Below are 16,638 nucleotides of genomic sequence, written 5' to 3' on the forward strand. Positions count from 1 at the left end.
TTTTCACGAATTGGTGTCACAAGCACAGAATTGAGATCCGTTACATTCAGCCGGGGAAGCCTGTACAGAACGCATTTATAGAAAGATTCAACAAGACTTACCGTACGGAAGTTCTGGATGCGAGAATCTTTAATAATCTGATTGAAGCAAGAGAAATTACATGGAAATGGGTGGATCATTATAACTGCTTCCTTCCCAACAGGTAGATTCTATTACTACTATTTTGTCTAATAATTTTGCCATGATTTGAAATAAAAATTAAAAATTAGGAACAAAGGAGCTCTACAGACATATTCCATAAGCAGTATCAGTGAGAGCCTCAACACACAAAAACTGCTGCCCAAGCATATTGTCTTAGGCGCTAATAAAAATTTTTAATTACAACAATTTATTTTTTTATTCCAAAAAACTATCTTATATTTGCACCCGCAAAAACGAAGTAAAGATCATAGATCTCACTTCATCGGGGCGTAGCGTAGTCCGGTCATCGCGCCTGGTTTGGGACCAGGAGGTCGCAGGTTCGAATCCTGCCGCCCCGACCTTTTCGGGACAAAGTGAATAACTCTACTTTTGTCCCGTTTTATTTATCGTAACTTATTTATTTCAGATTAATCTGAATAACTTACCAAACAATTCGAGCTTTGCTCTGCCAAAAGTGATTTTTTAATCCTATTACGCCTAACAGCCTTATTGAAAGACTCAATAAAAGCTGTAGAAATGAGCTTCTTAATATGTATGTTTTCAAGAATCTACAGGATGCTGAAGAAAAAGCTAATCAGTGATGGATTGAATACAATTATAACAGACCGCACAAAGCATTAGGGAATATAAGCCCTAAAAAATATAAACAAAAAATGAAAGAATCTATCATTTAGAATGGTCACAAAATTGGGTAGCTTACAGAATCAGCCTAAAATATTTGATATTACTAAACAAAAAGCCACTCTCATTTTTCTCATCATCTTGTCGGTCGGGCATAAAAACGGGAACATAAAAAATGAGAGAATGGCTATATTTTAACTTACAATGAAGAATTACTTTTAATTTATGATGAAAATTAATAGGGCAATAAAATAGAAAACTTTATCGGGAAAAATTATAATGAAGTGGAACCTTTTGGGGATATGTTTTTGAGTGTTAATGCTCTTTTTACTTTATCTTTTTACCTTCTGTAGAACAGTAATTGCTATGAGAAGATTTTTGGAATTTTCATTCAAAATATTGATAAATAAAAATAAATACAAAAATAGGCTGTCTTCTGTTTTTGTATTGTCAAATGTAGGAGACAGCCTCTTGCTGCTTATTCGAAATAAAGTAATAGAAATATTCTAGCTATGTATATTATTGTTATAATCTGGTAATCACCATTCGTCGGTCAGTAGATATATTTTGAGGAACGCAGCTGGAACATGATTGCAAAGAAGCTGATATAGTTTCACCTTGTGCGATATATAGAATTCTAGACGTATAGCCACTGTTTCTTAAATTTGTGGTAGTTGCCGAGTTTCCGAGATTATAGAAACCATTTGAAACCGATACTCCATTTTTCAGTATTCTCATCAGCACGTGGGTCATAGCATCACTTGTAACTATATATCCGGTTTCGGTCAATTCAACACGATAATACCCAGCCTGTGGGCAAGTCCACGTATCGGTAGCCAGGTTAAAGTCTCCTCCTCCATTTGTGCTGTATTCAATTGTAGAAAAGTCGGCAGGTACTACAATTCCTGCATTTCGTGTTTGAGTTACATCAGATGATACAGCATATTCATAACGTGTTTGTGTTTTAGAAACCTGAATGACATCATAGGTGATGCCTGATGATGTATTGTTATCAGTTTTAACCAGCAACGCTGATTCGCTTGGCTCCAGTACCAGAGTTTGACTATTGTTGATAACCTCAGTGCCTGCAGCATCGATAGTAAGTGTATATATGGAAGAACTGTTTTTTATAAAATATAACCGTCCAGTACGGTCGGGTCCACTTGTTGAAGCAGGGAGGACTATTGTACCTGCTGCGGTACCATTCCACATCATTGAAAAGTCATTTTCACCAACTGAATAGATGTTGGTTGTAATGAAATTATAAGCTCCTGCAAAAGAACCATTAACAGTCAATTTGGAACCTGGCACTGGAGTATCAATACCTACATTACCAGTCTGGGCCCAGCTAAATAAGCTAATAGCTATTCCTAGCAAAGTCAATAGATTTTTTTTTCTCATTTTCTCAAGTTATAGTTGGTTTATTTTTACAATTATATTTCGTAGATGAATAATCTTAATTTCTTTCATAAATTCACTCTTTAAAATTATATAAAAACTCGCCCAGAATATGCTGGGAAAGCATAGAATGAACTTTGCATCTTTATAGAAAGAACTTTGTCTCTATATAAAAATATTTCTAGAAACAGTTCAAATAACTTATTAATAACGCGGTTAATTTTTACAGGAGGAGAAACCGATTATAGAAAATGAAAATAGTTTAAAATCATATGAAATCTTTGTTGAAATCTATTGCAGATCTTAGCCGACAACATTATTGATATTAGGTAGCATTAGAAGTTATTCTATTTTTTTTTAGAATATATTTGCGCTGAATATTGTTCATGACGGCATTATTATCTATAATGATTATGAAGAGAATAAAATTCTCATCAGTAAAAGAATCCCAAAGGTTATAAAAAAGAAATCTCCGGACTATACAGGAAAGATAACCTATCGATCCGGGCAAATGCTGGAAAGGCCTAAAGCCCGCGAAATCGATGTGAATCATCATTATATTATAAAAACGAAAGAAGGAGAATATAATATTAAGCAATGTGAGGTTTTTTATACGAATAAAAAAAGGGAAGAAAGAACTCTGTGCACATTAGCAGAACAGACCACTGCAATGTTTTTCTTGGCAGTGATGAAACGATTTTCATTATGAATCCTAAAAACAGGGAAACGTAGGCTATGCTTCTTTACCCTTCGGAAATAGTACTATTATTGATGTTTTCATAATACTGACTTTAAAGGTTTAAAATAACTTCCGGTGACCCATTAATCAAGATGTTCAATTATTGGACAGCCTTGCCGATGGGACTTTCGAAGAAATTCGGTTACCTGAAAAGCCAAAATTTATAGGTCACCGAAAAGGTCACCTTTAATTGGAGAAAAAATGGTATATTTTGATAAGCCATTAAATAAAACCCCCTCAAATCATACAATTTGAGGGGATTTGTTAGAAATTGTCTCATTTCTTGTGGTTTCTCCAGGAATCGAACCAGGGACACATGGATTTTCAGTCCATTGCTCTACCAACTGAGCTAAGAAACCATATTGTTTATTTATGTGGGTGCAAAAGTAGCAATTATTATTGAATTATACAAATTAAAAAACAGTCCGTGAATTTATGTGAGCGTTATCTAAACAACAAGGTTCGTTAAAAAATTTTTAATTTGATGTTTTTAGTTTCTAAAGCTATTAAAATTGGTTCCATGTAATGATTTGAGAAACTTTCTCTGTTAAGCATAGCTGCATTTTGAAAGGTAACAATGAAAAGGCTGCTACATTACGGTAATCAGCATACAATTTCCGGAAAAGCTTATAGGAGTAAATTGGTATAATCTTTTGGATGGTTTGGTACCGGAAGTTTTCTATTTTAATTTTCAATCATCTTCTGCAATTTTATTTACTGTCTCCACAATCTGTAATTCAGTTTTTGCCCGCTTCAAAGATTTGCTTAACTATAAATCCTTTATCAAGAATATATTTCTGTTGAAAACTCTACAGACTTTAATGCCGATAAAACCTTTGTCTGCTTCTGTAGTATTCTGATGGTCTCCGACTCATAAAATTTCTTTTTTAATGGATGATGTTTTTTGTCATTTTTAGTAGCTAATATAAAAAAGAATACACCCTATTTTGACCATACTTTTAGTTTCATCTGTCTTTTCGATTGGATTAATTTTTAGAATATTATGGAAGTTTTTACTTGTTAATTTCTGATAATCAATTATTTGTTTGCTGGTAGTATCCGTGTATATATGGCTTTTTTTATTTTTATTATAGCATCGGAGTAATTTTGGCAAGATAAAATGAAATACTGCTTTAAAATTAAAATATCAAGATAAAGATTCTATGCAGATCAGGAAAATTTAAAAGATACATATAAAGCTTAATCCAAATATGAAAACAAAAAGCTTATATGTTGTTTCATTTTGCATTTATTCAGGACAAGTAAGATACGCTGGCAATTGAAACTGCAGATTTTAAGAACGGTGAAAATGAATGGCTCCCTGGTTGCATACTATTGAAAATAAAAAATAATGATTATTTTATATACATTTAGTAAAAAAAAGCATCAATATGTTTTAGATTGGTATTTAAATACTTTTCTGGTAGATTTTAAACTGAATATTCTGAAATACAGAAGGTGTCAGGGTTTGTTGGGAAGAGTGCTTTTACAGTTAGGATTAAAATCCTGTCATATCAATGAAGTGTTGGCCAACAGGTTATTGGATAATAAGGCTTATTTAAAAGACCAATATCTTCATTTCAATATTACTCATTCAAAAAAACTTGCGATTTGTGCTATTATAAAATTTCCTGAAAATCAAATTGGAAATTTTTTTTATATTTGCCCTCGGAAAAGAATCAGAAATGAAAGCTCATGAAAATGATCATTTTATCTGAATCTTTTTAAACTGTAAATGATGAATAAATTGAAAGTAAAAATTCTTCAAAGATATTTGATTGATGTAAATTATCGGCTTGTATAGCCTTAAATGAAAACTCTAAAATAGGGAAGCATATTTTTCAATACTTAAATAATTTAATCATTTAATCCTTAAATTATTGTTATTGTGAAATTTAATTGTTTTACGTCAATATGAAGTCACTAAATAGTGATATTTGTTATGGTTTTTAATCCTTAGGTGATTTAAAGTATATCTATGATTACTTTGATTATCCCATTTACAGCTTCAATCAAAATATTTATAAAGAAAAGCTTATTAAAAATACAACAAAAATTCAATATGAAAAAAAAGTTATTGTCACCTGTTTACATTAGTATCAGCCCTTTTTTCCTTAGTCAGGTTGGGATGAATCAACCAAATCCAGGCGCAGATCTTGAATTGGGCTCCTACAACAAATCACTCCTTTTAAACGGGATCCCCAGCACCAATGTTGTCATAAATCCGATTAATGATATGATGATCTATGACTTATCAGAAGAATGTGTAAAAGCATATCAGGAAAGTAAATGATCTAAAATATTTGGAAGAGTTAATTGGGAAAAGCATTGGTTAATCCTGTTTTCTATATTATGTACTTCTGCTACCGTATTCCGGGTCCAATTGAGGATCAGTATAAGACAATGGATAAGTCCTTATGCAAGAGGGAAATGGTGGAATATGAGGTACAATCTATTCAAACCATGGATTAGTTACTACTTTACCTGTAGGAGATTTTGCTGAAGATATGAAAGCTTGCAGTTTCCTAAGGAACACTACACAGAACTGGGAATACTATATTTAACAAATATTGCGTGAAATACCTGTTCTGTTGTTAATAATGTAATGCTATTTTCCGGTGACCAATCCAAATTATTGCAATATCATTAAGTAATTTCAAAGACATCTATAAAATTACCTTGATTATTTCATTGTAATCAATGAAAGATGTTTATATGGACAAATTTTATTAGACCACAACAAAAATTCAATATGAAAAAAAAGTTATTATTACCCATCTACATTACTATCAGCTCTTTTTCTTTTAGCCAGGTTGGGATTAATCAACCAAATCCGAATCTAAGCGCAGATCTTGAATTGGGATCTACTAATAAGAGTTTATTGCTGAACAGAATTCCCAATACAGGAGTGATTAAGAACCCGGTAAACGGGATGTTGATCTATGATGTATCAGAGCAATGTGTAAAAGCTTTTCAGAGAGGGGCCTGGTCCAATTGCTTCTGGAAAGAAAGCTCATTTGCTTTAATATGTGCCTCTGCAGTATTTAATCCTGCTTCCGCAACTCAAAATCAACCTTATACCGGAACGTTGACAATCCCTTATACGGGAGGTGACGGAAGTGCTTATGCAGCACAAACCTATCAGGCTAATGGATTAACTGCTACCTTGAGTGCCGGCAATTTTGCAACCGGAAATGGCACATTACAGTTTAATGTTATAGGAACTCCGGTTAGTGCGAGTCCTGCAGTATTTAATATTAGTATTAATGGAAGCACTTGTTCAGCTCTTTCCCTTCCGGTGAAGAATGACACGCCTGTAATTCCTCCTAATATTACCATTAGAGAAGGAATATATTTCGTAGGTTCCGTATATGATAATGATTATGCACCGTATACAGAACCAACAGCCCCTGCAACAACTGCCAGACCTGTAGCCGCAGATGGCACTCCGGATAAACTGGCAGATTATCAGGGTTTCATTCCTACAACAGGGTTGGAAATCTTTATTCCTGTTACTGCTACAGGAAGCGGAGCGCTTACGGCGTGGAGCTCAATAACAACGGTTCCTGCCAATCTTACGGAAGATGGCATTTCCAGACAGCTTAAACTTTCATGGTCAGCACAGTCTTATGATGCTAATACTAAATCAATCAAGGCTACACTTACAGCCATAGGCGGTACCCTGAATGCCCGAAAGCTTGATATTAATGCCGGAATAGGAAATGATCATCTTGGTGTATTAATGGCAAGGTTCCAGTTCCCATCCAATAATTCCGGAACATCAAAAAATTATGATGTCCGCATATTACCAGGAATCCCGGACAGAAGATTTGGATTAACAGACAACGCGGGGAACATTAATCATAACTTCCTTTATCTGCCGGTTCAGGCCGAAGATGGATATACCTGGCTGAATAATAATCTGGGAGCAGATTATGCCAATACCGATAGTCCTGATTTCAGCATTGCGCAACAAGCAAAATCACCACAGGACTATAAAGCTTATGGATCATTATTCCAGTGGGGAAGAAAGCCGGATGGGCATGAATTGGTTAGGTGGACAGGTGCTTCAAGCGGTACTCCGGTTTACCCAGCCGTCAATCCTAACGCTACGGATAACCCTACCGATACAAGATTTATTGGAACCGGAGGTGGCTGGAGAGTAAATTCTGACCCAACTTTATGGCAAGACAGCTCTAAACCTAATAACCCATGTCCTAAAGGGTTTACAGTGCCTACTAAATCCCAATTGGATAACTATTTATCGGCGGCTAAATTAGGCAATGGAATTAATGCAGCAGCAGCAAGTAAATTAGCTTTACCCGCAGCTGGTAACCGTGATTCTACCTACGGAACAATCTCATCAACCTATACCGGAAGCTCCGGATTCTACTGGAGCGGTGAAGCAGGAGGTCCGAGCCCTTCAGCTTATATCTTCCAGGTTTCTCAATTTGGAACCCATGGTGTTTCAAGTTCCGGTACAGCACAGGGAAGCTCAGTTCGTTGTATCAAAGAATAAATGAGACTGAAAATAATTATTTGATGGCTGCCAGCATTTTTGTTGGTGGCTATCATATAATTATAACTATCATTAAAAATAATAGTCGTTTCTATATATCAGATTATTTATACCAACAGTATTATGATGAAAATTCTGATAAGAATACACATATCTAAAAAGAAGCCTGTGTTCTTTTAGAAAACATATACCTAATTGCGATTATTCTGCTTTATCAACTCAATAATTCTTTATATCTTATTCCCAAAGAATAGATTGCTGATGTCTGGAAGTATTTGAGTTTTTCAGAATAATTAAATGATGAAAATATACCTAAATCTAACCCACCTAATATCCTCTCTTATGGAAGCATTCCTTATGAAGCTAACCCCATACCAATCAATTTTTTTCAATGAATGGATGCTTAATCCTTCCCGAAGTGATTATAATATCATTTTTGACCAGTCTATGTCTGGTTTCATAGACATCCAGAGACTCAATAAAAGCCTGGTAAGATTTGTAAATGATCATTTGCTGCTTAACAGCAATGTAAGCGCCCAATCCGGGGAACTCTATTGGAAACGCAGACCTTTACTTTCAGAAAATGATCAGATATTAACATTTATTCCTCAGGAGCCAAGCCCTGAAGAAGTTCTCAAACTGGCATTACAGCCTTTCGATCTGGAAAAAGAGCAGCTCGCCAGATTTTATGCTATTCAGTTGAAGAATGGAGGATATAGAATTATCCATATCTTCTCTCATATTCTTGTGGACGGACTAAGTGCCAACAGTATTTATACGGAGCTGAGTACTTATTACAACAATCCCGATTATGAAAATCCGGTCAGTATTGCCGAGCAGATCGAATTGTATGAAAATCTAAGGATCCAGCTTGAAGATATTTTGGCAAAAGGAAAATCAGAAATGTCCAATTTTTGGCAAGCCAGCCTGAAAGATGTGGAGAATATTGGCTTTAAATTTTTAAAGACCAAATCCCCAGACCCGGAACCTGAAAAAAATACTTTATTTCTGAAAAACCCGGTAAGTGAGCTTCGTTTCAGCTTTCCGGAATCCACCTTTTCTAAAGTAAGACAATTAACATCAAAATATAAACTTACTCCCTATACTTACGGGCAATTGGTGTTAGCTGTCTTATTGCATAAAATTTCCGGGGTTGATAATCTTGTCATCAACTATCCGGTTGGGATTACAGAAGGCCAGGATTTTATCTTTGGGGCACATATCAATACGGTTTTGAAAGGATACAGATTCAATAGGGAAACTTCACTTCAGGATCTGATCGATCAGAATATTGAATATACTAACCAGTTAAAAATAAACAAAGCAAAATACTTCCCCGTTGAGGAGCTGATCAGCTATGTTCCAGCTTCAGATATACTAGAATTTGGATTTGTACAAACCAGCCTTAAAGACGTGGTGATCCATTATGAAGGAGCCCGTGATGTAATTATCAACAGCGATCTGAATGTTGACCTGGCAGGAAAATTATCATTTGAACAGGAAGTAAGAAACGGACAACTGAATTATAAGGTCCGGTATGCTAATCAGGAGCTTAGCGAGGAGCTTGTCTTCAATTTTACTGAAATTTACCAACGCCTATTTATTGATATCCTTCAGGAATTACTGGAAGGAAGAACGGAAAATTTAATAACTAATTATAAGCTTCTTAATGAAGAAACATTCCAGAAGGTGATCAACGACTGGAATACTACAGGAGAACATATTTTAAGCGGAACAATCCATCAGTTGTTTGAGGATCAGGTTGCGAGAACACCAGATCAAATTGCGCTGGTATTCCGCCAAACTAGGCTTACTTACCGTGAGCTGAATGAAAGATCCAATCGTTTGGCAAACTATCTTATCAAAACTTATGCTCTCCAGTCTGAAGATTTGATTCCTTTATGTCTGGAACGGTCAGAAAACATGTTAATAGCCATTCTTGCCATATTAAAGGCAGGTGCGGCTTATGTTCCCATGGATCCTTCATATCCATCAGACAGGATCAGCCATATCCTTAATGATACAGGAGCAAAAATAGTACTGGCTCAACATTCAACAGCAGGAAAACTACAGGAAGCCGGGCCTGATCTCCTTATCCTGGATGATCCGCATTTCCAGAATATGATTGAAGGAATGTCTCCGGAGAACCCCTATACACAGGCTGCTGCGGATAGCTTAGCCTATGTGATCTATACCAGCGGAACCACAGGCCTGCCTAAGGGCGTAATGGTAGAGCATGGAAATGTGGTAAATCTGGTAGATCAGGTACAGGAAGCCTATGGTTATAGTAAAGGAGAAAAAATAACGGCATACACTTCTTATGTCTTTGATGTATCGGTTTCCGAATTTTTCAATGCCTTACTGTATGGTAATGAGCTTCATATCCTGGATGAAAAGATCAAAAAAGATGCGGATTCTATCAGCAGGTATTTACTTTCCAATCAGATTGCTTACGCTTATCTTCCTCCGGTAATGCTTTCCGTATTGCCACGGGTGGAATATCCGGCCTTGAAAGGCCTGCTTTATGCCGGAGAGCCTTGCGACTATGAAACAGGAAAATATTGGTCGGAATATACAAGCCTTTACAACCTGTATGGCCCTACAGAAGCTACTATTTACGCGGTTTATAAACAGGTGGAGCATGGCGATGTACACCTTATCGGGCGTCCGGTAGGAAATACTACGGCTTATATTCTGGATAAATATTTTCAGCCGGTTCCGGTGGGAGCGGTTGGTGAGCTTTACCTTGGAGGAGCAGGGATTGCAAGAGGCTACCTGAACAGGCCTGACCTGACAGCAGAACGCTTTATAGAGAATCCTGTTCAGGGTAAAAACGACAGGCTTTATAAAACCGGCGACCTTGTACGCTGGCTTCCCGATGGCAACATTGAATATATCGGAAGAAATGACTTCCAGGTTAAAATCAGAGGATACAGGATTGAGCTGGGAGAAATAGAAAATAAGCTTTATCAGTTTCCGGGAGTAAAACAATCTATAGTTCTGGTGAAAGAAAACAAAACCGGGATGAAATATCTTGCCGGGTATTATGTTTCTGATGATGAACTTAGTGCCGAAGACCTGGCAGTGTTCCTTTCCGGATCTCTTCCGGAATATATGATTCCCGGAGCTTTTGTACACTTGACGGAGCTTCCCCTTACGGTTAACGGAAAGCTTGACAGAAAGCAACTTCCCGAACCTGAATTTACAGGAAACAGAGAATATACAGCCCCTCAGAATGAGCTACAGCAAAGGCTCTGCCAGATTTATGGTGAAATACTGGGGCTGAATAGTGACAGTATCAGCATTTATGATGACTTTTTCCGTCTGGGAGGAAACAGTATTATGGCGATAAAACTGATCAGCAAAATACAGTATGAGCTGAAGCTGCACGCTGATGTAGGCACGGTATTCAGCCATAAAACGGTTGTTTCCCTGGCTGAGGTACTAAGCGGAGAAAATAATATTGACAGACAGGAGAAAATAGCACCTGTACCGGTAGCTTCAGTAGAAGAACAGCGGTTATCCTTTGCCCAGGAAAGGCTTTGGTTTATTGAAAAATATGAGGAGGGAAGCAATGCCTACAATATTCCAATGGTATTTAAGCTTGGAAGCAATGTTAAGGCTGAAATTCTTCAGAAATCTTTCGAGATCTTGATCCGGCGCCACGAAATATTGCGCAGCGTGATCCGCTCAACAGAAGACGGAACAGGATATCAGGCGGTTACAAACCAGAATATTCAGGTCTCTGTAAAAGATGTTCAGACAAGAGAAGAGCTGGATCAGGAGATTAATGATGCCAATAACAGGGTTTTCAATTTAGAAAAAGAGCTTCCGCTGAATGTTATTCTTTTTAAACTGAAAGATCAGAAATACTTATCCGTTGTCATTCATCATATCGCTTTTGATGGTTGGTCTACAGATATTTTTATCAAAGAATTTAGCAGTATCTGTCATAGCCTTGCGGAAGGAAAAGTACCAGAGCTTCCGGCTCTGGATATACAGTATAAGGACTTTGCTTTATGGCAGAGAAACTACCTTACCGGTGAAATCCTTCATCAGCAGATACGTTACTGGAAAGATAAACTTAACGGATTTCAGACATTGGATCTTCCGTTGGATTATAAGAGGCCATCACACATTTCCTATGCAGGAGCAACAGAATATTTCAATTTACCCTCAGAACTTGTTAATGGCCTGAGAGAGCTGTCAAAAAATTTAGGCGTAAGCTTATATAGTGTGATGCTGGGTGGCTATTCCCTGATGCTGTCTGCCTATTCCGGACAGGATGACATCATAGTGGGGAGCCCCGTTGCCAATCGCCACCATGCCGGTCTTGAAAACATCATCGGGTTCTTTGTAAATACCCTGGCATTAAGACAAAAAATAGAGCCTGAGCAGGACCTTAAAGACTTTATTTTGAAAGTTTCCCAGTCTGTAATGGAGGCACAATCCCACCAGGACCTTCCTTTTGAGAAATTGGTAGAAGAGCTGGAAATAGAGCAGGATATGTCCCGTCATCCGGTTTTCCAGGTGATGTTCGGGCTTCAGAACTTTGAAGAAAAGATTTATTCAGCCGGTACGGACGAAGTGATACTTCTTCCGTTTGATGGCGATATTGATTATCAGACCGCGAAGTTTGATCTGACCATGATGATTGATGACAACGGAGAAACAGTGCGCGGAATATTCAACTATGCAGTATCCCTTTTCAGCAGAGATACGATTCTTCGTATGAAAGATACTTATGTATTGCTTCTTGAACAGCTTGTTACTCTCAGAAATAAAAAAGAAGGAAGTACCAGGATCAGTGATCTTTTCTTAATGACCAGAGAAGACCATAAAAAGATCATAGAGGATAAGAACATATTAGACATCAACTACCCCGAAACGTTTACACTTCACGGGTTATTTGAAAATCAGGTACAAAGAACTCCGGACCGCATGGCACTGGTATATCAGAATGTACGACTTTCTTATCATGAGCTGAATGTGCGGGCAAACCGTCTTGCCAACTATCTTATTGAGACCTCCAATCCTCAGCCTGAGGATATGATTCCTTTATTCCTGGAGCGTTCGGAAGATATGATTGTTGCCATTCTTGCTGTTTTAAAAACCGGGGCTGCTTATGTTCCTATGGATCCCTCTTATCCTGCCGACAGGATAAAACATATTTTGGATGATACCGGTACAGAAATCATCCTTACCCAGGAAAAACTTGCCGGAAAAATTCAGAATATAGACCTCACGAAAAGGATCATTTCACTGGATGAAGCTTCTTTCAGAGACCTGATTGAAAAAAGCAATTCCGGAAATCCCAAGTCTGAAGCAACTTCAGGCCATCTTGCTTATGTGATCTATACCAGCGGAACCACAGGAGTTCCTAAAGGGGTGATGATTGAGCATGGAAGTGTGGTAAATGTAGTGACTCAGGTAAGAGATGCCTATGGATTCAGTGAAAATGAGAAGATTACGGCTTATACCTCTTATGTATTTGATGTATCGGTATCAGAATTTTTTAATGCATTATTGTTCGGGAATGAATTGCATATCCTGGATGAAGCCATTAAAAAAGATGCGGATTTAATAAGCAGGTATTTGCTTGATCACCAAATAGCGTACGCGTACCTGCCGCCTGTAATGCTGTCTGTTCTTCCCCGTACTGAATATCCGGTCCTGAAAGGATTATTATATGCCGGCGAACCATGCGATTACGAAACAGGAAAATACTGGTCAGAATATACCAGCCTTTATAATTTGTATGGGCCTACGGAAGCTACTATTTATGCAACCTATAAAAAAGTGGAGCATGGAGATGTGCATTTGATCGGGCATGCCGTAGGAAATACTTCAGTGTATGTATTGGATGCCCACTGCCGTCCGGTTCCGGTGGGAGCCATTGGAGAGCTTTATCTTGGTGGGGTAGGGATCGCCCGGGGGTATCTGAACAGGCCGGAGCTGACCTCGGAACGCTTTATTCCGAATCCTTTCCAAACGGAAGAACAGAAAAGGCAGGGTAAAAACGGAAAGCTGTACAAAACAGGTGACTTAGTAAAATATCATGCCGATGGAGAGCTGGAATATATCGGGCGTAATGATTTCCAGGTGAAAATCCGTGGCTATAGAATTGAGCTTGGGGAAATTGAAAACCAGTTGCTTGCAAGCCCATTGATCCGCCAGGCGGTAGTCCTTGCTAAAACCAATAAAGCGGGAATGAAATACCTTGCCGGGTATTATGTGTCTGATCACGCTATAGAACCTTATGAAATCTCGGAATTTCTGGCTGAAACCCTGCCGGAATACATGATCCCAAGCGTATATGTACACCTCGAGCAGCTTCCGGTAACCGTTAATGGTAAATTAGACAGAAATCAGTTGCCGGAACCAGAATTCACGATAAGCAGAGGATATACAGCTCCTGAAAATGAATTACAGGAAAAACTATGCCGGGTTTATGCCGATGTCCTTGGTCTAAATGCTTCAGCAATCGGGATTCATGATGATTTCTTCCGTCTGGGAGGAAACAGTATCATGGCGATAAGATTGATCAGCAGCATCAAAAAAGCCTTACATATATCAATAGGAGTAGCAGTAGTATTTACCCATAAAACAGTAGCATCCCTTTCCCATATTATTGCCGGTAAAGCTGTTACAGACGGGCACGAAACCATTGTTCCGGTAAAAGTATCTTCTCCGGAAGAGCAGCGGCTGTCTTTTGCTCAGGAAAGACTGTGGTTTATTGAAAATTTTGAGGGAGGAAGCAATGCCTACAATGTTCCAATGGCCTTCAGATTGGGTAAAGACATACAGCTGGATCTTCTTCAGAAATCATTAGAAACGCTGATAGTACGCCATGAGGTGCTTCGTTCTATGATCCGTACAGCGGAAAAGGGATCCGGCTATCAGGAGGTTACAGACCTTATCCCTGAATTTAGATATGCAGAAGCTGAAACCAAAGAAGAGCTGGAGAAAAATATAGACCAGTGTGCCCATAAAATATTCCGTCTGGAAAAAGAAATACCGGTGGAAATCACTATTTTAAGATGGAAAGAAGATCACTATCTGTCTGTTGTGGTTCACCACATTGCTTTTGACGGCTGGTCTGCAGATATCTTTTTAAAAGAATTAGAAACCGTATACAATGCTCTTGCTAAGGGAGAAAATCCGCAGCTTCCGGAACTAAAAATTCAGTATAAAGACTTTGCTTTATGGCAGAGAAATTATCTTACAGGTGAAATACTCGAGAAGCAGATCAGCTATTGGAAAAATAAGCTTGAAGACTTTGAAACCCTTAGCCTGCCTTTAGATTTCAAAAGACCGGCCAATATATCCTATGAAGGAGCAACAGTTCATTTCAGTCTTTCCCCGGAAGTAGGATCAGGTTTGAGGAAGCTTTCCAGAGAATGGGGAGTAAGCCTGTACAGCATGATGCTGGGAGGATATTACCTGATGCTTTCCACTTACTCAGGTCAGGATGATATTGTAGTAGGAAGCCCGATTGCAAACCGTCATCATGAAGGACTTGAAGACATGATCGGCTTCTTTGTGAATACATTGGCGCTGAGAGAAAAGATCAGTGCTGAGCAGGACCTTAAGGACTTTATTCTTCAGATCTCCCAATCAGTGACAGAAGCCCAGTCTTATCAGGAGCTTCCGTTTGAAAAACTGGTGGATGAGCTGGATATAGAGCAGGATACTTCAAAACACCCTGTTTTCCAGGTAATGTTCGGAGTCCAAAGCTTCGGAATGAATATCAATAAAGAAACGGTATTTACTCCCCTGCATCATGAAATCAACTACCAGGCAGCTAAGTTCGACCTGACCACGATGATTGATGACGGAGAAGAAACGATCAGGGGAATGTTTAATTACGCCACTTCTCTCTTCAAAAAAGAGACTATTCTCAGAATGCAGGATACCTATATTCTGCTTCTGCATCAGTTGGCCAAAATAGGAGAAGATAGCGATAAAAAGATAAGGATCAGAGATTTCAGGCTTCTGAAGGATACAGATTACAGTATGATCACAGAAACCTGGAATGATACGGATTCTGACTATCCTTGTGAGAAAACCGTTCATCAATTATTTGAAGATCAGGTGATGAAAACCCCTGATGCTGTAGCTTTGGTGTATCAGGATATTGAGCTGTCTTTTAAGGAACTGAATGAGAGATCCAATCGTTTAGCCAACTATTTACTCAATGCTTATGATCTGCAGCCCGATGATTTGATTCCTTTATGCCTGGAACGTTCTGAAAATATGCCGGTGGCGATGCTGGCGGTATTAAAAACCGGAGCAGCTTATGTTCCTATGGATCCTTCCTATCCGTCAGAAAGAATTGAACATATCCTCCACGATACGAAGGCAAAGATCGTTTTAGGTCAGGAAAGCACTATAAAACAGCTGAAAAATAAGGCTGTGGATACCATTTCTCTGGATGAGGTTACCTTTAAAGCAGTACTTGAAACATTTGAGTCTAATAACCCTGTTACCGCCGTTACCGCTAATAATTTAGCATATGTCATTTACACCAGCGGAACAACCGGAATGCCTAAAGGAGTACTGATAGAGCATAAAGGAGTTGCCAACCTCATACAACAGCACGCTAAAGAGTACGGATTTATAGCTGAACATGCTGTACAGCAGAAAAATAGCCTTTGGTATGCCAACTATGTATTTGATGCCCATGTCGCTGAGTTTTATCCGGCTCTTGTGCATGGACAATGCGTACATCTTCTGAATAAAGAAACCCAGACAGACCTTGTTGGCTTACAGCAATATATAAAAGAAAATAACATCAGTATTGCTACCATTCCTCCGGTACTGTTGACTAAAGAACATATTCTTCCTTTAGAAATACTTTTGGTAGCCGGTGATGTTACCAATCCGCAGGTAATGGCGTTGTATAAAGAGCATGGGGTAGACCTGATCAATGGTTACGGTCCTACAGAAAGTACTGTTTGTACTACTTTACACCATTATAATGATGATGAAAATCCATTAAATATAGGAAAAGCTATAGGGAATTTAAGTGTTTATGTACTGGATCACTATCAGCGGCCGATTCCGGTAGGAGCAATAGGAGAATTATACGTTGGAGGGACCGGGGTTGCAAGAGGCTATCTGAACAGGCCTGAGCTTACCGAAGAACGCTTTATCACCA

4 protein-coding genes, 2 tRNA genes and 1 pseudogene are annotated in these 16,638 nt (G+C 38.3%); 5 read left to right on the forward strand and 2 right to left on the reverse strand.

Annotated elements, in window-relative coordinates; genetic code table 11:
- Positions 1-185, forward strand: a pseudogene (locus ABMQ40_RS15975) (integrase core domain-containing protein); the annotation flags it as partial.
- 279 nt (positions 186-464) lie between these two features.
- Positions 465-539: transfer RNA gene (locus ABMQ40_RS15980), tRNA-Pro, on the forward strand.
- Between the two features lie 808 nt (positions 540-1,347).
- Here ABMQ40_RS15980 and ABMQ40_RS15985 read toward each other — a convergent pair.
- On the reverse strand, positions 1,348-2,223 hold the full coding sequence (locus ABMQ40_RS15985) for a hypothetical protein (RefSeq protein ID WP_370901391.1): 876 nt from the start codon (positions 2,221-2,223) through the stop codon (positions 1,348-1,350).
- A gap of 1,022 nt (positions 2,224-3,245) precedes the next feature.
- A tRNA-Phe gene (locus ABMQ40_RS15990) sits at positions 3,246-3,318 on the reverse strand.
- 1,703 nt (positions 3,319-5,021) lie between these two features.
- On the opposite strand from ABMQ40_RS15990, the gene ABMQ40_RS15995 reads away from it, so the two are divergent.
- The 3 genes from ABMQ40_RS15995 to ABMQ40_RS16005 all read left to right on the forward strand — a co-directional run.
- Positions 5,022-5,252 (forward strand): hypothetical protein, encoded by a 231-nt coding sequence (locus ABMQ40_RS15995; protein ID WP_370901393.1) that lies wholly within the window; start codon positions 5,022-5,024, stop codon positions 5,250-5,252.
- 459 nt (positions 5,253-5,711) lie between these two features.
- The gene (locus ABMQ40_RS16000) at positions 5,712-7,478 is read left to right on the forward strand and encodes a phage tail-like protein (protein WP_370901395.1); all 1,767 of its coding nucleotides are present in this window, start codon (positions 5,712-5,714) and stop codon (positions 7,476-7,478) included.
- A 342-nt stretch (positions 7,479-7,820) separates the two neighbouring features.
- The coding region (locus ABMQ40_RS16005; protein ID WP_370901397.1) for a non-ribosomal peptide synthetase at positions 7,821-16,638 on the forward strand (8,818 nt) is incomplete at its 3' end.

This window comes from Chryseobacterium gossypii, from assembly GCF_041361455.1.
Classification (GTDB): Bacteria; Bacteroidota; Bacteroidia; order Flavobacteriales; family Weeksellaceae; genus Chryseobacterium; species Chryseobacterium gossypii.